Origin of the sequence: Rathayibacter sp. AY1A7 (assembly GCF_002930845.1) — a bacterium.
Taxonomy (GTDB): domain Bacteria; phylum Actinomycetota; class Actinomycetes; order Actinomycetales; family Microbacteriaceae; genus Rathayibacter.
The window spans coordinates 47,287-63,778 of record NZ_PSTL01000014.1; the positions used below are offsets into that span (position 1 = coordinate 47,287).

Here is a 16,492-nt window from a genome sequence, read left to right on the forward strand (position 1 = left end):
TCGGTCAGCGACCGGCGAGCGCTCCGAGCATCCACGACAGCGCCGCGATCGCGCCGACGCCGACCGCGCTCGAGCCGATGATCACGGAGCGCCGGATCCGTGCCGCGCGCGAGTCCGAGGCGGTCGGCGCGCCCGAAGCCGAGCCCGTCGTCATCCCGCCGCGGAGCCGGTGCGCGACCTCGTCGGCGGTCGGCCGCTTCTCCGGGTCCCGCTGCGTCATCGAGGTCAGCAGCGCCCGCCACTCCGCCGGCAGGGTGTCGGGCACGGAGGGGCTGCGGTGGAGGCGGGCGATCGCCGCCTCGAGGACGGTGCCCGAGTACTCCCGGTGACCGGTGATCGCCTCGAGGAGGACCAGGCCGAGGGAGAAGACGTCGCTCGCTCCGCTGATCGGCTCGCCCGCGACCTGCTCCGGGCTGACGAAGCTCGCGGTGCCGATCACGACGCCGTCGCTGGTGAGGCGGGAGCCGTCCATGAAGTGCGCCACGCCGAAGTCGGTGAGCTTGGCGGTGCGGGCGTAGCCGCTGGAGGCGACCTCGCTGACCAGGATGTTCGCGGGCTTCACGTCGCGGTGCACGACGCCGCGCTCGTGCAGGTAGGCCAGGGCCTCCGCGAGCTGTGTGCCGATCGCCGCGACCTCCGCCGCCGGGAGGGGGCCGGACTCGAGCCGCGCCTCCATCGTGGGGTCGGCGACGAGCTCCATCACGACGTAGCGGCGGACCTCGCCGCCGAAATTGTGCAGGCCCGCGTCGAAGAGGTTGACGATGCCGGGGTGGGCGAAGGAGCTCAGCATCCGCACCTCGCGCTCCTGGCGGGCGACGTCCTCGGGGTTCGAGGCCTCCGCGCGGAACACCTTCACGGCGACCTCGCGCTGCACGGTCTCGTCGCGGGCCCGGTAGACCGAACCCATCCCGCCGGAGCCGATGCGCTCGATCAGGTAGTAGCGGCCGGCCACCTTCTGCTGGGCGGCGTTCGCGGCGACGGTACTCATGGCGATCCCGCCTTCCGCTCGAACGGTGCGCTCCGGAGCGCACGAGGTGAGCGCCTGCGACGACGGTACCCCGGGGCGGCGCCGGCCGGGTCGGCGGAACGGGGGGATTGACACTCCCGGCCCCGGACGGGGGGACGAATGGCCGCTCAGCGCATCGATCCGCACCCCCCCCGCCGCGGGGTCAGCGGAGGCCGCTGCGCGCGAAGCCCTGCACGAAGTAGCGCTGGAACACCAGGAACAGCACCACCATCGGCACGACGTTCACCAGGGCGAACGCCATGGTCGCTCCGTAGTCGCTGCCGAACTGCCCCTGGAGGAAGAGCAGCCCGATCGGGAGCGTGAACAGCGCGTTCTCCTTCAGGGCGATGAGCGGCCAGGCGAAGTCGTTCCAGGAGCCGAGCAGCGACATGAAGAAGAGCACGGCGATGAGCGGCTTCGAGAGGGGGAGGACGATGGCCGTGAACACGCGGAAGTGCCCGGCGCCGTCGATCCGGGCCGCCTCGATCAGGTCCCGCGGGATCGCGAGGATGAACTGCCGCGCCAGGAACAGCCCGAACGCCGACGCCGCCGTCGGCAGGATCACCGCCCAGTAGCTTCCGTAGAGGCCGAGGTCGGTGACGAGCCGGAACAGCGCCACCATGATCACCTGCACGGGCAGGGTGAGCGTCGACAGGGCCAGGAGGAAGAGCACTCCGGATCCGCGGAACCGCAGCTGCGCGAAGGCGTAGCCGCCGAGCAGGTTGATCGTCACGGTGATCAGGGCGGTGACCAGGCTGATTGCGAGGGAGTTGCCGAACCAGGTCGCCACGGGGAACGACGAGAACACGCGCTCGAAGTTCACCAGCGTCAGCTCGCGGGGCCAGAGGCGGAGGGTGCCTCCGAGCAGCTCGGACCGCGAGGAGAACGCGACGACGACCATCCAGTACAGCGGGAAGACGATGACCACCGAGACGGCGAGGGCGAGGGCGAGGCGGAGCAGGCGCGAGGTGCGCGACGTGCGGATCATTCGACGAGGTCCCTCGAGCGGTTGGTGCGCCACTGCACCGCGGTGAAGATCATGGTCAGTATCAGCAGCACGATGCCGATGGCCGCGGCGTAGCCCTGGTCGCGGGTGACGAACCCGGTGTCGTAGGCGTAGGTCACGAGCACCGAGGTCGCGTTCTGGGGTCCGCCGCCGGTGAGCACGAAGACGATGTCGAACACCTGGAACGAGTAGATGACGTTGAGGATGAGCAGGAAGAACGACGACGGGCCGACCAGCGGCAGCGTCACGTGGCGGAACTGCTGCCACGCGTTCGCTCCGTCGAGCCGGGCCGCCTCGTAGAGCGCCGGGTTCACCCCCTGCAGCCCCGCCAGGTAGATCAGCATGTTGAAGCCGGTGCGCCACCACAGGGTGACGAGCACCACGGAGGCGAAGGCGGCCGCTCCGCCGGACTGCCAGGCGATGCGGGGGAGGCCGATCGTCTGGAGCATGCCGTCGAGCACGCCGCTGTTCTCGTCGAAGATCAGCACGCCCATCAGCGCCGTCGCCACGCCGGAGACCGCCATCGGCAGGATGAGGATGCTGCGGAACACCGGACGCGCGGGCAGCACCGAGTTCATCAGCACCGCCGCGCCGAGGCCCAGCGCCATCGAGAGCGGGGTCACGATCAGGGTGAACAGCGCCGTGTTCAGCGTCGAGCGCCAGAAGAGGCCGTCGCCGAGCAGCCGCGCGTAGTTGTCGAGCCCGACGAAGACGCCGTCGCCGAAGCCGTTCGTGCGCTGGAAGCCGATCAGGAACGCGCCGCCCAGGGGGACGAACACGAACAGGCCGAGCATCAGCAGGTTCGGCGCGAGGAACGCGTAGGCGGCCGCCGTCTCGCGGGCGGGGGCGCGGGAGGTGCGCCGGGGGCGGTGACCGCCCGCCTCCGGCGCGAGGACCGACCGGCTCACTGCGTCGCGGCCGCGATGCCGGAGGTGAGGCCGGCGATGGTGTCCTCGGTGCTGCGCCCGCCGACGAAGGCCTGCTCCAGCTGCTCCTTGAGCACCGTGATGATCGCGGCCATGTCGGGCGAGGCGACCTGCGCCGAGTCGGACGCCTGGACGGTGCCCGCCTGGCCGAGGAACACCTCGGCGAGCTCGGGGCGCACGGCGAACTCGATGCCCGACTCCGTGAGGTCGCGGCGAGTGGGGAGGAGCGAGGCGCCGGCGCAGAAGTCGCGCATCGCCTCCTCCTCCGTCACGAACGCGAGGAAGGAGGCGGCCAGCTCCGGGTTCTTCGCGGCCTTGGTCGCGACGAGGGCGTTGCCGCCGAAGTCGCCGCCTCCGCGCACGTTGCGCGGGGAGTAGGTGGCGCCCCACTCGAAGTCGAGGGTGGAGTCGGCGTCGGGGATGAGGAACGCGCCGGCGAAGGTCATCGCGGTGGTCTGCGAGTACCAGAGGTCGCTGGCGTAGGTGGTCGCCTGCACGGAGCTGCTCGGCGGCACGAGGCCGTCGGTGAAGAAGCTGCGGCTGAAGTCGATCGCGGCGCGGCCGGCGGCGGAGTCGATCGCGGGCCCGGACAGGTCCTCGGTGAGGAAGCGGCCGTCGGCCTGGAACAGCAGGCTCAGCCAGCGCGTGACGCCGTTGCCCTGCCAGTTGTAGGCGAAGGGGTAGCGCTCGGCGGGGAGCGAGGCGCGCAGCTTCCGCCCGACCTCGGTGAACTCCTCCCAGGTCCACGCCTCCTCGGGCGAGGAGGGGAAGGAGGTGACGCCCGCGTCGGCCAGCACCTGGGTGTTGTAGAGGATCAGCGAGGTGTCGGTGTGGTGGGGGACGCCGAAGGGGCTCCCGCCGCTCTGCACCGCGGCCCAGGCCGGATCGGTGAACCGCTCGGCGACGTCGGAGTCGAGGATGCCCGACAGGTCCAGGAGCTGGTCGCGGCCGGCGTAGCTGCCGAACGTGTAGTACGGGACCCGGAAGACGTCCGGCGGGTTGCCCGCCTGCAGCTGCGCGTCGATGTTGGTGAACATCTGCTCGTACGGGACCGCGTTGAGGGTCACGGTGGCGCCGGCGTTCGCCGTCTGGAACGCGTCGATCGCGCGCTGGAAGCCGGCCAGCTCGGCGTCGGTGCCCCAGGTGGTGAAGGTGAGGGTGTCGCTGCCGGCGCTCGCCGCGGGGCCCGCGGGGGCGAAGCCGCAGCCGGAGAGGACCGGGACGGAGGCGGCGACGCCGAGCGCTCCGAGGAAGCGGCGGCGGTCGAGGACCGCGCGTCCGAGCTGCGAGAGGTCGAGAGCCCCCGCGGGGAGCCCCTTGCTGGTCAGGCCCATGACGGCCTCCTTCCGGGGGCCAGCGGCAGGCTCCCGGGGGCAGGCTATTCCGGCAGGGCCGCGGGAATCGCGGCTGGACGGATCGGCCGATCCATGAGAGGAGCGGCCGATCCGCGCGGCGGGCGTTCAGCCGCGGCGGCCGAGCATCCCCTCGAACGAGCCGTCGAGCGCCCACGGGTCGGGCGTGGAGCCCGAGCGGGAGGAGCGGGCGGCTTGATCGGCCAGCTCGCGTCCGGCGCGCTCGATGCGCGAGGGCAGCGCCCGTCCGTCCTCGGTCGCGCCGCCCCAGTCGTCCGTCGCCGCGAACACGGTGGTCGCGAGGGGCGCCGCGTGCAGGTAGGTGAAGAGCGGGCGCATCGCGTAGTCGACGGCCAGGGAGTGGCGGGGGGACCCGCCCGTGGCCGCCAGCAGCACGGGCAGGCCGCGCAGCGCCTCCGTGTCGAGCACGTCGACGAACGACTTGAAGAGCCCGCTGTAGCTGGTGGTGAAGATCGGCGTCACGGCGATCAGGCCGTCGGCGCCGGCGACCGCGTCGAGCGCGGTCTGCAGAGCGGGGCTCGCGAAGCCGGTGAGGAGGTTGTTCGTGACGTCGTGCGCGAGGTCGCGCAGCTCCACGACGCTCCGCTCGACGGCGAAGCCCTGCTCGGTGAGGGAGGACTCGGCGGCGTCGGCCAGGCGGTCGGCGAGCAGCCGGGTCGAGGACGGCTGGCTGAGGCCGGCCGAGAGGACGGTGATCCTGCGGGTGTCCATGGAGAGCTCCTGACTAGACGGTGACGGGCTCGGCCGCGGGCTGCGCGTCGCGCGCGGCCACGAGGGAGGCATGGGTGGGGGCGTCGGGCACGTGCGCGGGGCGGCCCTCGGCGAAGCCGGCGCGGAGAGCGGGGAGGATCTCGCCGAGCATGTCCATCTGCTCCAGGACGGTCTTCAGCGGGAGTCCCGCGTGGTCCATCAGGAAGAGCTGGCGCTGGTAGTCGCCGACGTACTCGCGGAAGCCGAGAGTGCGGTCGATGATCTGCTGCGGGGAGCCGACGGTGAGCGGGGTCTGCTCCGTGAAGTCCTCGAGCGAGGGGCCGTGGCCGTAGACGGGGGCGTTGTCGAAGTAGGGGCGGAACTGCGAGACCGCGTCCTGCGAGTTCTTCGCCAGGAAGATCTGCCCGCCGAGCCCGACGATCGCCTGATCGGCGGTCCCGTGGCCGTAGTGCTCGAAGCGCTGGCGGTAGAGCTGCACCATCTTCTGGGTGTGCGAGGCGGGCCAGAAGATGTGGTTCGCGAAGAAGCCGTCGCCGTAGTAGGCGGCCTGCTCGGCGATCTGCGGGGAGCGGATCGATCCGTGCCACACGAACGGCGCGACACCGTCGAGGGGGCGCGGGGTCGACTGGAAGCCCTGGAGGGGAGTGCGGAACTGGCCCTCCCAGTCGACGAAGTCCTCGGTCCACAGGCGGTGCAGCAGGTCGTAGTTCTCGATCGTCAGCTCGATGCCGCGGCGGATGTCCTTGCCGAACCACGGGTAGACGGGGCCGGTGTTGCCGCGGCCGAGCATGAGGTCGACGCGGCCGCCGGCGAGGTGCTGGAGCATCGCGTAGTCCTCGGCGAGCTTCACGGGGTCGTTCGTGGTGATGAGGGCCATCGCGGTGGAGAGCGTGATCCTCTCGGTCTTCGCCGCGAGGTAGCCGAGCGTGGTGGTGGGGGAGGAGGACCAGAACGGCGGATTGTGGTGCTCGCCCAGGGCGAAGACGTCGAGGCCGATCTCCTCCGCCTTCAGCGCGATCGCGAGGGTCGCCTGGATCTTCTCGGACTCGGACGGGGTCCGTCCGGTCGTGGGGTCGGTCGTGATGTCGCTGACCGTGAAGATGCCGAACTGCATCAGGCGCTCCTTCTGTCCTCCGGCCCGGTGGGGCCTGGTCCATGCGTTTGCATGTACATCCTCATTCAACCACGTGCGGCCGGATCTATTCCCGTGGATCCCCGGGCCTCCGCCGGCCTGTCGGAGGACGGCGCCGGTGCCGTGCCCGGACGTCGCCGACCCGCCCCGCTCGCCCCGCGGCCGCCCGAAACATCCCCGCAATACGCCCCGCACTAGAGTCGTGCCATGGGTGACCTCTTCGACGGATACGGGTCCCAGAAGGTCGAGCGGCCCGACACGGGCGCCACCCCCTGGGACGAGATGTTCGCCGACGTGGCGTCGACCGGAGGCCCCGACGGGGTCCGCGGCGCCTATCGCGACATCTACTCCTCGCTCGCGCGGATGACCCAGGAGGAGCTGCGCGGCCGCACCGACGCGCTCGCCTCCTCCTACCTCGCGCAGGGCGTCACCTTCGACTTCGCGGGGGAGGAGCGGCCGTTCCCGCTCGACGCCGTCCCCCGGGTGATCGAGCGCGCCGAGTGGAACGAGGTGCAGACCGGCATCAAGCAGCGGGTCCGTGCTCTCGAGGCGTTCCTCGCCGACGTCTACGGCCCGCAGAACGCCGTGGCCGACGGCGTCATCCCCGCCGGGCTCATCTCGAGCTCCAGCCACTTCCACCGGCAGGCCGCGGGCATCGTCCCCGCGAACGGCGTGCGGATCCAGGTGTCCGGGATCGACCTGATCCGCGATGAGAAGGGCGGCTGGCGGGTCCTCGAGGACAACGTCCGCGTGCCCTCCGGCGTCTCCTACGTCATCTCGAACCGCCGGGTGATGGCGCAGACGCTGCCCGAGCTGTTCGTCTCGATGCGGGTGCGCCCGGTCGGCGACTACCCGAACAAGCTGCTGCAGGCCCTCCGCGCCTCCGCCCCCGAGGGCGTCGACGACCCGACCGTGGTCGTGCTCACCCCGGGCGTCTACAACTCCGCCTACTTCGAGCACACCCTCCTCGCCCGCCTCATGGGCGTGGAGCTGGTCGAGGGCCGCGACCTGTTCTGCACGGGCGGCAAGGTGTTCATGCGCACCACCTCCGGCCCGACCCGCGTCGACGTGATCTACCGCCGCGTGGACGACGAGTTCCTCGATCCGCTGCAGTTCCGCGCCGACTCGATGCTCGGCTCGCCCGGGCTGATGCTCGCGGCCCGGCTCGGGAACGTCACGATCGCCAACGCGGTCGGCAACGGCGTCGCCGACGACAAGCTCGTCTACACCTACCTGCCCGACCTCATCCGCTACTACCTCTCGGAGGAGCCGGTGATCAAGAACGTCGACACGTGGCGGCTCGAGGACCCGGGAGCGCTCGAGGAGGTGCTCGACCGCCTCGACGAGCTCGTCGTGAAGCCGGTCGACGGCTCCGGCGGCAAGGGCCTGGTCGTCGGGCCGGCCGCCTCGGCGAAGGAGCTCGCGGAGCTGCGCTCCCGCCTCCAGGCCGACCCGCGCGGCTGGATCGCGCAGCCGGTCGTGCAGCTCTCCACCATCCCCACCCTCGTCGACGACGGGATGCGTCCCCGGCACGCCGACCTGCGGCCCTTCGCCGTGAACGACGGCACCGACGTCTGGGTGCTGCCCGGCGGCCTGACCCGCGTCGCGCTCCCGGAGGGGCAGCTCGTCGTCAACTCGTCGCAGGGCGGCGGATCGAAGGACACCTGGGTGGTCGGCCTCGAGGAGGCGCGCAGCGCCGAGCCCGAGGCGCGCGACATCCAGGCGCTCGTCGCCGAGCAGGCCGCTGTCACCAGCTCCATCCCGATCGTCTACCCGCTCAACCACACGCCCGACCACTCACCGCAGGACGCACCGAACACCGACCAGGACCAGCAGCAGCAGCAGACGCTCGCGGCGGGGGAGGACGACTGATGCTCTCCCGGATCGCCGAGTCGCTGTTCTGGATCGGCCGCTACATCGAGCGGTCCGACGGCACCGCCCGCATCCTCGACGTCCACCTCCAGCTCCTGCTCGAGGACCCGTGGATCGACGAGGACACGGCCTGCCGCTCGCTCCTGTCGGTGATGGGCTCGACCCCGCCCGACGACATGCGCGAGATCACCCGCGCCGACGTGCTGGCGATCCTCGCGATCGACCGCACGAACCCCGCCTCGATCGCCTACTCGCTCGGCGCGGCCCGCGAGAACGCCCGCCGGGCGCGCGAGATCGTCTCGACCGAGCTCTGGGAGTGCCTCAACACCACGCGCACCCGGATGCCGCGCCGCGTCTCGGGCGAGCGGGTGTCGGAGTTCTTCAGCTGGGTGAGGGAGCGCTCCGCCCTCGCCGTCGGCATCATCGAGTCGGCGACCTCGCGCGACGAGGCCTGGCAGTTCTTCACGCTCGGCCGCTCGATCGAGCGCGCCGACATGACCGCCCGCCTGCTCGCCACCCGCTCGCTGACCGAGGCGAGCGGCCCCTCCTGGACCACGATCCTCCGCTCCTGCGGCGCCTACGAGGCGTACCTGCGCACCTACCGGGGCGTGCCGAGCGCGCGGAACGCGGCCGAGTTCCTCCTCCTGGACCGGCTGTTCCCGCGCTCGATCCTCTTCTCGGTCTCGCGGGCGGAGGCGTGCATGCGCGACATCGAGCCGCGCACCGGCCGCATCGGCCACTCCGGCGACGCGCAGCGCGTCCTCGGGCGGATCCGCAGCGAGCTGGAGTTCCGGCCGATCACCGACATCCTCGAGGACCTGCCGCGGCACATGGACAGCGTGCAGGAGGCGACCTCGGCCGCTTCCGAGGCGATCCGCCAGCGGTACTTCCCCACCAACGTCATGCCGAGCTGGATCGGGGAGGCGCTGTGAGCAGGCTGCGCATCAGGCACACCACGGGCTTCACCTACGCGGGGGACGTGGTCGCGTCCTACAACGAGGCGCGGATGCTCCCCGCCTCCTCGGACGGGCAGCTGGTGCTGTTCTCGAACCTCGACATCCGGCCGGTGACCTCGGTGCACGCCTACACCGACTACTGGGGCACCCGCGTCTCGTCGTTCGACGTGCTCGACGCCCACCGCGAGCTCTCGCTGACGGCGACCTCGCTCGTCGAGATCCGGCCGAAGCAGCACCCCGACCACCCGACCGGGTGGGATCAGCTGTCCGAGCAGGTCGAGACGCGCACCGAGTACGTGGAGCAGTCGAAGCAGACCCACCGCACCGCGCCGCCGGAGGACCTCTCGGCGATGGCGCGCTCGCTCGCGGACGAGGCGGCCGGACCGTGCGAGGCCGCGCTCACGATCGCCGAGACGATCGGCCGGGCGATGACCTACCGGCAGGGCGTCACCGGCGTGCACTCCACCGCGACGGAGTCGTGGACCGCGCGCGAGGGCGTCTGCCAGGACATCACGCACATCGTCCTCGGGGCGCTGCGCTCGGTGGGCATCCCGGCGCGCTACGTCTCGGGCTACCTGCACCCCAAGCCGCACGCCGAGATCGGCGAGACCGTGGTGGGGGAGTCGCACGCCTGGGTCGAGTGGTTCTGCGGAGGAGCCTGGCGCGGCTACGACCCGACGAACCTGATCGACATCGGCGACCGCCACGTCACCGTCGGCCGCGGCCGCGACTACAACGACATCGCGCCGCTGCGCGGGGTGTTCGCCGGGCCCCGCTCGTCGAAGCTCTTCGTCCGCGTCGAGATCACCCGCGAGGCCTGAGGGCGGGCGGCGGTCGCGCCCCGCGTCGGGGGCGACCCGTCGAGTGGGCGGTCCGCGGATCCGCCCGGCGTGCGGACCGGCCGACGGAGCCTAGGCGCGCGGGCGCAGCAGGGGGACTCCGCCGTTGGCGGGCAGAGCCTCCGGTCCGGGGGCCGCGAGCCGGGCGGCGCGGCGCAGGCGGAGGTGGAAGGCGAGTCCGATGGCGGCCGCCGCGATCCCGGAGGCGGCGCCGACCAGCATCGCCTGGCGCGGACCGTAGGCGTTCGCGACCCAGCCGATCAGCGGTGCGCCGATCGGGGTGCCGCCGACGAAGATGGCCATGTACAGCGCCATGACCCGGCCCCGCATCTCGGGGGCGGTCGAGAGCTGCACGTAGCCGTTGGCCGAGGTCATCAGCGTCTGCGCCGCGATGCCGACGAAGGGGAGCAGGATCGCGAACGCCCAGACCGTCGGCATGACGCCGGCCAGCGCGAGCGCGACGCCGAACGCCGCGGAGGCGCCGACGATGAGCCGGAGCCTCGGGCGGTCGCGGCGAGCCGAGAGGAGCGCCCCCAGCACCGAGCCGACGGCGATCGCGGAGGAGAGGAGGCCGAACTCGCTCGCCCCCATGTCGAACTCGACCGTCGCCATCGTCGAGGCGAAGATCGGGAAGTTCAGGCCGAAGGTGCCGATCAGGAACACGATCGCGAGCACCACGAGGATGTCCGGCCGCTTCGACACGTAGCGGAACCCCTCCAGCAGCGCACCCGGGCCGCGCGTGGCGCGCGGGGCGCTGCGGAGCTGGTCGCGGTGGAGTGCGCGCAGCGAGAGCAGGACGGCGAGGAAGCTCGCGGCGTTGAGGAGGAAGACCCAGCCGGAGCCGACCGCGGCGATGAGCACGCCCGCGAGGGCCGGTCCGATCATCCGCGCCGAGTTGAAGGAGGCCGAGTTCAGCGAGACGGCGTTGGTGAGGTCGCGCTCCTCGACCAGCGCCGAGACGAACGTCTGGCGCACGGGCGCGTCGATCGCCGCGGCGAAGCCGAGGAGCAGGGCGAAGAGGTAGACCATCCAGAGCTGGACGATCCCGGTCACGACGATGAGTCCCAGGCCGAGCCCGAGCGCGCCCATCGCGCCCTGGGTGGCCATCAGGAGCTTCCGCCGGTCGAAGCGGTCGGCGATGAAGCCGGAGAAGGGGACCATCACGAGCTGCGGTCCGAACTGCAGCGCCATGGTCACGCCGAGCGCCGTCGCGTCGTGGTCGGTCAGGTCGTTGATCACGATCCAGTCCTGGGCCGTGCGCTGCATCCAGGTGCCGACGTTCGAGACCATCGCGCCCGCGAACCAGATGCGGTAGTTCGGCACGGCGAGGGAGCGGAACATCGCGCTCATCGGTCGGCCACCGCGCGCAGGACCGCCGCCGCGTCGTGGAGCAGGCGCAGGTCCTCGGGAGGGAGTTCCTCGAGGCGCGCCACGAGCCACGCGTCGCGGCTGCGGCGCACGTCGAGCACCAGTGCGGTGCCGGCCCCGGTGGGGCGGATGCGGGTGACGCGGCCGTCGGCAGGGTCGGCCAGGCGCTCCGCGAGTCCTTCGTCGACCAGGCAGCCGACCGTGCGGGTCATCGAGGGCGGGCGGACCCGCTCCGCGTCGGCCAGCTCGCCGAGGGTCTTCGCGCCCTCGCGGTGCAGGAGCGCGAGCACGCTGAACTGCGGATCGCTGAGCTCGTGCTGGGCCTTCTCCTGCCGGAGCCGCCGTCCGAGCCGGCCGACCGCTGCCCGCACCTCGCCTGCGAGGGAGGTCAGCGGGAGATCGGTCTGCAGGGTTTCGGTCGATGGCACATAGTTAGCCTAACAAAAGAACCGCTACTCAGGCGGAGGTCCGCGCGGTCCGCACCGCTCCGATGCTCGCGGCGACCACGAGCGCGATCCCGACGGCCTCGACGGCGCTGAGGCGCTGGCCGAGCACGAGGAAGCCCGAGAGCGCGGCCGCCCCGGGGGAGAGCGACATCAGGATCGAGAAGGTGGAGGAGCGCAGGCGCCGCAGCGCCAGCAGCTCCAGCGCGTAGGGCACCGCGGAGGAGAGCACCGCTACGGCGAGCCCGAGGAGCAGCACCGGCGGCACCACCAGGGCGGGTCCGGCGGAGGCGATGCCGAACGGCAGCGACACGATCGCGCCGGCCGCCAGCGCCAGCGCGAGCCCGTCGATCCCCTGGAACCGCCCGCCGGTGCGGCCGGCGAAGACGATGTACGCGGCCCAGAGCACTGCGGCTCCCAGCGCGAAGCCGACGCCGACCGGGTCCAGCGCCGAGAACCCGCCCTGCGACAGGGTCACCACTCCGGCCAGCGCGAGCACCGCCCAGACCAGGCTCAGCACGCTCCTCCCGGCGATCACCGAGAGCGTCAGCGGCCCGAGCACCTCGAGGGTGACGGCGGCGCCCTGCGGGATCCGGGCGATGGCCTCGTAGTAGCAGGCGTTCATCCCGCCGAGGGCGAGACCGTAGGCGGCGACGGTGGCCCAGTCGCTCCGGCTGTGGCCGCGCAGCCGCGGACGGCAGACCAGGAGCAGCACGACGGCCGAGAACACCAGCCGGAGCGTGACGGTGCCGATCGGCCCCGCGGCGGGGAAGAGCAGCACGGCGAAGGAGGCGCCCAGCTGCACGCTCGCGACCGACCCGAGCACCAGGCCGATCGAGCCCGCGCTCGCCGGGCGCCGCTCCGGAGCGGCCGCTGCGCTCAGCTGGAGCGCCGCTGCGTCTGGACGGGCGGGACGTTGTATCCGAGCAGGCCGACGCCGGTCGCGTCCCAGCGCAGCGTGGTCAGCGAGACGTTGTCGACCACCGGGAAGGTGTGCCGATAGGTCTCGGGGTTGATGCCGAGGTAGGCGCACAGCAGGAGGCGGATGAGCGTGCCGTGCGCGACGACGAGCACGCGGCCGTCGGGGTGCTCGCGGTGGATGCGGGCGAGGGAGGTGTTCGCGCGGGCGACGGCGTCGAGGCCGGACTCGCCGCCGGGCATCGGCTGGATGGCCGGCGCCGCGACCCACGCGTGGTACTCGTCCGGGAAGCGCTTCTCCATCTCGTCGGTGGTCAGCCCCTCGCCGCGGCCGAAGTCGACCTCGACCAGGGCCGGGTCGGGCTGCAGCTCGAGGTGGGCCGCCCGCGCGGCGGGCACGGCGGTGCGCACGGCCCGGACCAGGGTGGAGGAGTACACCGCCTCGAGGTCGGCGTCGACGGCCCAGGCGGCCAGAGTCGCCGCCTGGTCCTGGCCCCGGGGGGTCAGCGCGATGTCGGAGGAGCCCGCGAAGCGGTTCTCGGAGTGCCAGACAGTCTCTCCGTGCCGGGCGAGGATCAGGGTCGTCACCCCCTGAGCCTACCGACCGCGCGGGCCCGCGGGCCCCGCGCTCAGGCGGCGGGAACGCCGTAGTGCGCGTCGACCATCACCGGGAGGTGGTCCGAGACGCCCTGGGGCAGCGTGGAGACCCGCTCGATCCGCACGGAGTCGCTGATCGCGAAGTCGAAGTGGCCGCTGAAGTAGCGGTAGCGCGCGTAGGTGGGGGAGTCGCTCCGCGAGACCAGGTAGCCGTTCCTGGTCATCCGGCGGTCGAGTCCGCGGAAGAACCACGGGTAGTTGTAGTCGCCGACCATCAGGGAGGGGGTGTCCGGCGCGTACTCGCGCAGCCGGTTGAGCGCCTCGTCGATCTGCTTGCGGCGCAGGGCGTTGCCTGCCGACAGCGGGGCGGCGTGGAAGGAGGAGACCGCGATCGATCCGCCGTCGCGGTCATCGAGGCGGACGGCCAGCAGGCGCTCGTGAGCGGGGGACATCACGCGGTCGTGCATGGACTTGCTGAGCTCGAACGCGGCGCTGCCGGAGAGCTCGAAGCGGCCCTGCGAGTAGTAGACGGCCAGGCCCAGGCGGTTGCGGGCCGTGACGGACGCGAGCCGGAGCGAGCCCACCTCCTGCGGCAGCTTCGTGGTGTCGCACTCCTGCAGGCACAGGACGTCGATGTCGTGGCGGGCGGCGAGGGGGGCGATCTCGGCGTGCGCTCGGTGCTCCCGGAGGTTGTAGGAGATCACGCGGAGGGCGCGTTCGGTCGGCTGCATTTCGCCAGTGTAGGGCGCGCCGACCGAGCGCCGGCCGACCCTCCGGCGAACACGGAGGGACCTCCTCGGAACGCGGTCGGAACGTTCGCCGACCGGCCGGGGAGGTCCCTCGCGGAGCCGTGTCAGTGCTGCTCGGTGCCCGAGGCGTCGGTCTCGGCGTCGGTGCCGTGGACGCCGTCGGTGGGGCCCCAGTCGGGCAGCGGGGGGTTCTGCTCCTCGCCGTCGGCGCCGACGCCGTCGGCCAGGGGGGAGGCCGCGCCGCCGACCTCGTCGAGGCCCGCGGAGGTGCCGGTCTCGGTGGCGGGGTCGGGCGTGCGGGCGCCGTCGGTCGTGTCGGTGGGGATGGGCTCGATGTCGTAGCCGGAGCTGCTCATGTCCCGACGCTACGACTCCGCCGCCCGCGGGGGCACCCCCTTGCGCTCCCGCGAACGACGGAGGCCCCCCGCACCGGGAAGGTGCGAGGGGCCTCCGAAGGGGGAGTGCTCAGCGTCCGTAGGCGGAGGCGGCGGGGCAGTCGAACGGGTCGCCGCCGGCCGACAGGCCGACCTTGTTGAGGTAGCGGACGACGATCGCGTACGACTCCATCAACGAGGTCTCGGTGTAGGGGATCTGGTGGGTGGTGCAGTACTCCTTGGCGATGACCTGCGCACGGCGCAGCGCCGGGCGGGGCATGTTCGGGAAGAGGTGGTGCTCCACCTGGTAGTTGAGGCCGCCCATGTAGAGGTCGGTGAACCAGGTGCTGCGGATGCTGCGCGAGGTGAGGACCTGGCGGCGGAGGAAGTCGACGCGCGCCTCCTTCGGCAGCAGCGGCATGCCCTTGTGGTTCGGCGCGAACGAGGCGCCCATGTAGAGGCCGAAGACGCCCAGCTGCACGCCGACGAAGGCGAACGCCATGCCGAGGGGGAGGGCCCAGAAGACGACGGCGAGGTAGAGGCCGACGCGGGTGACGAGCATGGTGATCTCGACCCAGCGCTTGTCGACCTTGCCCTTGCCGAACACGGTGCGGAAGCCGTGCAGGTGCAGGTTGAGGCCCTCGAGCAGCAGGAGCGGGAAGAACGCGTAGCCCTGGCGGCGGGTGAGCCAGGCGTAGAGGCCGCGCGAGCGGGCCGCGTCCTCGGCGGTGAAGGAGACGACGTCGCGCTCGATGTCCGGGTCCTTGCCCAGCACGTTCGGGTTCGCGTGGTGGCGGCTGTGCTTGGTCATCCACCAGGAGTAGCTGATGCCGACGAAGAGGTTCGCGAGGGTGCGGCCGGCAACGTCGTTGGCCTTGCCGGACTCGAACACCTGGCGGTGCGAGGCCTCGTGGGCGAGGAAGGCGAACTGCGTCAGCACGATGCCGAGGGCGGCGGCGAGCAGGAGCTGGAACCAGGAGTCGCCCAGCAGGACGAAGCCGGTGACGATGCCGCCGAGCGCGAGGACCAGCGCGCCGAACATCGTGTAGTAGAAGCCGGTGCGGCGGCGGAGGAGCCCCGCGTCGCGGACCGTGCTGAGGAGACCGGAGTACTCGGTCGTCGGGTTGACGCGGCCGTCGGCGCGCGGACGGGTGCGGACGACGCGGGGGGCGCCTCCGGTGACGGACGTGGTGGTGGGGGTGCTCATCGGCGCCTCGCTCTTCGTGGTGACCGTCGGCGTCGACGGTCTCTCGGCGAGCGATCCCGACGGGGGCGGTCCGCTCATGGTTCACCGCGTCGGTAGGGGCCGGACGCGGCATCAGGGCGACCGGGGTCAAGGGCAACCTGGTGTGAACACTACGGGGACGGCGGCGGCACCGCACCATGGCGATTGCCAGCCTTCGCGCCGCGCGTGTCGGGAAGGGTGGGTTGCGCCTCCGGCGGGACCGCCGCCGGAGGCGCACGGGCTCAGGAGCCGATCGAGTCCTGCGGGCGGCCGGACTTGAGCGCGGCGAGGCGCGCCTCCACCTCGGTCATCTCACCGAGGTCCTCGAGCGACTCGAACTGCGCGTCCAGGCTCGAGGAGGCGAGCTCCTCCGCGCCGCGGACGCGCGCCTCCTCGCGGCGGATCTTCTGCTCGAAACGGCTCACCTCGCTCGTCGGGTCCATCAGGTCGATGCTCTTCACGGCGTCCTGGACCTGGCTCTGCGCCTCGACGGTCTTCGAGCGTGCGATCAGCTCGTCGCGCTTGCTCGAGAGCTGCTGCAGCTTCTCGCGCATCTGGTTCAGGCCCGACTTGAGCTTGTCGACGACCTCGGTCTGCGAGGCGATGGTCGGCTCGGCGTCCTTCGCCTCCTTCTCGGACTGGATCTGGCGCTGCAGAGCGACCTTGGCCAGCGCGTCGAACTTGTCGGCGTCGCCGGCGCTCCCGCCGGTGCGCAGCTCGTCGGCCTTGCGGCTCGCGGCGAGGGCCTTGCCGCCCCACTCCTGGGCGTTCTGCACGTCCTCGCGGTAGTCGTCCTCGAGCAGGCGCAGGTTGCCGATCGTGGTGGCGATCGCCGCCTCGGCGTCGCGGATGCTGTCGGTGTAGTCGCGGACCATCTGGTCGAGCATCTTCTGCGGGTCCTCGGCCTGGTCGAGGAGCGCGTTGATGTTGGCCTTCGCGAGCTGCGCGATGCGGCCGAAGATCGACTGTCTCTGAGCCATGGGTGTCTCTCCTTGCG

General features: G+C 71.9%; 17 protein-coding genes. 3 read left to right on the plus strand and 14 right to left on the minus strand.

What is annotated here, in order from left to right; translation table 11 throughout:
• Nucleotides 1-4 precede the first annotated feature (4 nt).
• From C5B95_RS11700 to C5B95_RS11725, 6 genes are all read right to left on the minus strand, one after another.
• Entirely contained in the window at nt 5-988 is a 984-nt protein-coding gene (locus tag C5B95_RS11700; protein ID WP_104349241.1) for a serine/threonine-protein kinase, read from the minus strand.
• Nucleotides 989-1,169: 181 nt separating this feature from the next.
• Nucleotides 1,170-1,994: a carbohydrate ABC transporter permease gene (locus C5B95_RS11705; RefSeq protein WP_104233145.1), complete on the minus strand. Its 825-nt coding sequence runs from the start codon at nt 1,992-1,994 to the stop codon at nt 1,170-1,172.
• Nucleotides 1,991-2,920, minus strand: a complete 930-nt coding sequence (locus C5B95_RS11710) for a carbohydrate ABC transporter permease (protein ID WP_258059971.1) — start codon at nt 2,918-2,920, stop codon at nt 1,991-1,993. The genes C5B95_RS11705 and C5B95_RS11710 overlap by 4 nt, the downstream gene beginning before the upstream one ends.
• Nucleotides 2,917-4,272: a sugar ABC transporter substrate-binding protein gene (locus C5B95_RS11715; protein ID WP_104349242.1), complete on the minus strand. Its 1,356-nt coding sequence runs from the start codon at nt 4,270-4,272 to the stop codon at nt 2,917-2,919. The genes C5B95_RS11710 and C5B95_RS11715 overlap by 4 nt, the downstream gene beginning before the upstream one ends.
• Nucleotides 4,273-4,398: 126 nt before the next feature.
• A complete protein-coding gene (locus tag C5B95_RS11720) occupies nt 4,399-5,022 on the minus strand; it encodes an FMN reductase (protein ID WP_104249848.1) in 624 nt (207 codons plus the stop codon).
• Nucleotides 5,023-5,035: 13 nt separating this feature from the next.
• Nucleotides 5,036-6,136 (minus strand): LLM class flavin-dependent oxidoreductase, encoded by a 1,101-nt coding sequence (locus C5B95_RS11725; protein ID WP_104226200.1) that lies wholly within the window; start codon nt 6,134-6,136, stop codon nt 5,036-5,038.
• Between the two features lie 225 nt (nt 6,137-6,361).
• Here C5B95_RS11725 and C5B95_RS11730 point away from each other — a divergent pair, with 225 nt between their 5' ends.
• Genes C5B95_RS11730 through C5B95_RS11740 form a run of 3 tightly spaced genes read left to right on the plus strand, consistent with a single transcriptional unit; the run spans nt 6,362 to nt 9,803 of the window.
• Nucleotides 6,362-8,026 (plus strand): circularly permuted type 2 ATP-grasp protein, encoded by a 1,665-nt coding sequence (locus tag C5B95_RS11730; protein ID WP_104226201.1) that lies wholly within the window; start codon nt 6,362-6,364, stop codon nt 8,024-8,026.
• Complete coding sequence (locus tag C5B95_RS11735; protein WP_104223851.1) at nt 8,026-8,958, plus strand: alpha-E domain-containing protein; 933 nt, start codon at nt 8,026-8,028, stop codon at nt 8,956-8,958. Before C5B95_RS11730 ends, C5B95_RS11735 begins: the two co-directional genes overlap by 1 nt.
• Nucleotides 8,955-9,803: a transglutaminase family protein gene (locus tag C5B95_RS11740; protein ID WP_104292250.1), complete on the plus strand. Its 849-nt coding sequence runs from the start codon at nt 8,955-8,957 to the stop codon at nt 9,801-9,803. The genes C5B95_RS11735 and C5B95_RS11740 overlap by 4 nt, the downstream gene beginning before the upstream one ends.
• A gap of 90 nt (nt 9,804-9,893) precedes the next feature.
• On the opposite strand, the gene C5B95_RS11745 is transcribed toward C5B95_RS11740, so the two are convergent.
• From C5B95_RS11745 to C5B95_RS11780, 8 genes are all read right to left on the minus strand, one after another.
• A complete protein-coding gene (locus C5B95_RS11745) occupies nt 9,894-11,171 on the minus strand; it encodes an MFS transporter (RefSeq protein ID WP_104349243.1) in 1,278 nt (425 codons plus the stop codon).
• Nucleotides 11,168-11,617 carry a MarR family winged helix-turn-helix transcriptional regulator gene (locus tag C5B95_RS11750; protein ID WP_258059972.1) on the minus strand — a complete coding sequence of 150 codons (450 nt, stop codon included), beginning with the start codon at nt 11,615-11,617 and terminating at the stop codon, nt 11,168-11,170. Before C5B95_RS11750 ends, C5B95_RS11745 begins: the two co-directional genes overlap by 4 nt.
• Before the next feature lie 28 nt (nt 11,618-11,645).
• Entirely contained in the window at nt 11,646-12,458 is an 813-nt protein-coding gene (locus C5B95_RS11755) for a DMT family transporter (protein ID WP_244230592.1), read from the minus strand.
• A 53-nt stretch (nt 12,459-12,511) separates the two neighbouring features.
• A complete protein-coding gene (locus tag C5B95_RS11760) occupies nt 12,512-13,138 on the minus strand; it encodes a histidine phosphatase family protein (RefSeq protein WP_104223854.1) in 627 nt (208 codons plus the stop codon).
• Nucleotides 13,139-13,179: 41 nt separating this feature from the next.
• A complete protein-coding gene (locus C5B95_RS11765) occupies nt 13,180-13,878 on the minus strand; it encodes an endonuclease/exonuclease/phosphatase family protein (RefSeq protein WP_104349244.1) in 699 nt (232 codons plus the stop codon).
• 122 nt (nt 13,879-14,000) lie between these two features.
• The gene (locus C5B95_RS11770; protein ID WP_104349245.1) at nt 14,001-14,252 is read right to left on the minus strand and encodes a hypothetical protein; all 252 of its coding nucleotides are present in this window, start codon (nt 14,250-14,252) and stop codon (nt 14,001-14,003) included.
• A 109-nt stretch (nt 14,253-14,361) separates the two neighbouring features.
• A complete protein-coding gene (locus tag C5B95_RS11775; RefSeq protein WP_104226226.1) occupies nt 14,362-15,477 on the minus strand; it encodes an acyl-CoA desaturase in 1,116 nt (371 codons plus the stop codon).
• 260 nt (nt 15,478-15,737) lie between these two features.
• On the minus strand, nt 15,738-16,475 hold the full coding sequence (locus tag C5B95_RS11780) for a PspA/IM30 family protein (RefSeq protein WP_104223858.1): 738 nt from the start codon (nt 16,473-16,475) through the stop codon (nt 15,738-15,740).
• Between the last annotated feature and the right edge of the window lie 17 nt (nt 16,476-16,492).

Bases quoted from the DNA above. Each gene is read 5' to 3' on its own strand.
- C5B95_RS11700 (WP_104349241.1), bottom strand. From the start codon at position 988: ATGAGTACCGTCGCCGCGAACGCCGCCCAGCAGAAGGTGGCCGGCCGC.
- C5B95_RS11770 (WP_104349245.1), bottom strand. From the start codon at position 14,252: ATGAGCAGCTCCGGCTACGACATCGAGCCCATCCCCACCGACACGACC.
- C5B95_RS11715 (WP_104349242.1), bottom strand. From the start codon at position 4,272: ATGGGCCTGACCAGCAAGGGGCTCCCCGCGGGGGCTCTCGACCTCTCG.
- C5B95_RS11735 (WP_104223851.1), top strand. From the start codon at position 8,026: ATGCTCTCCCGGATCGCCGAGTCGCTGTTCTGGATCGGCCGCTACATC.
- C5B95_RS11765 (WP_104349244.1), bottom strand. From the start codon at position 13,878: ATGCAGCCGACCGAACGCGCCCTCCGCGTGATCTCCTACAACCTCCGG.
- C5B95_RS11725 (WP_104226200.1), bottom strand. From the start codon at position 6,136: ATGCAGTTCGGCATCTTCACGGTCAGCGACATCACGACCGACCCCACG.
- C5B95_RS11745 (WP_104349243.1), bottom strand. From the start codon at position 11,171: ATGAGCGCGATGTTCCGCTCCCTCGCCGTGCCGAACTACCGCATCTGG.
- C5B95_RS11720 (WP_104249848.1), bottom strand. From the start codon at position 5,022: ATGGACACCCGCAGGATCACCGTCCTCTCGGCCGGCCTCAGCCAGCCG.
- C5B95_RS11730 (WP_104226201.1), top strand. From the start codon at position 6,362: ATGGGTGACCTCTTCGACGGATACGGGTCCCAGAAGGTCGAGCGGCCC.
- C5B95_RS11780 (WP_104223858.1), bottom strand. From the start codon at position 16,475: ATGGCTCAGAGACAGTCGATCTTCGGCCGCATCGCGCAGCTCGCGAAG.
- C5B95_RS11775 (WP_104226226.1), bottom strand. From the start codon at position 15,477: ATGAGCACCCCCACCACCACGTCCGTCACCGGAGGCGCCCCCCGCGTC.
- C5B95_RS11705 (WP_104233145.1), bottom strand. From the start codon at position 1,994: ATGATCCGCACGTCGCGCACCTCGCGCCTGCTCCGCCTCGCCCTCGCC.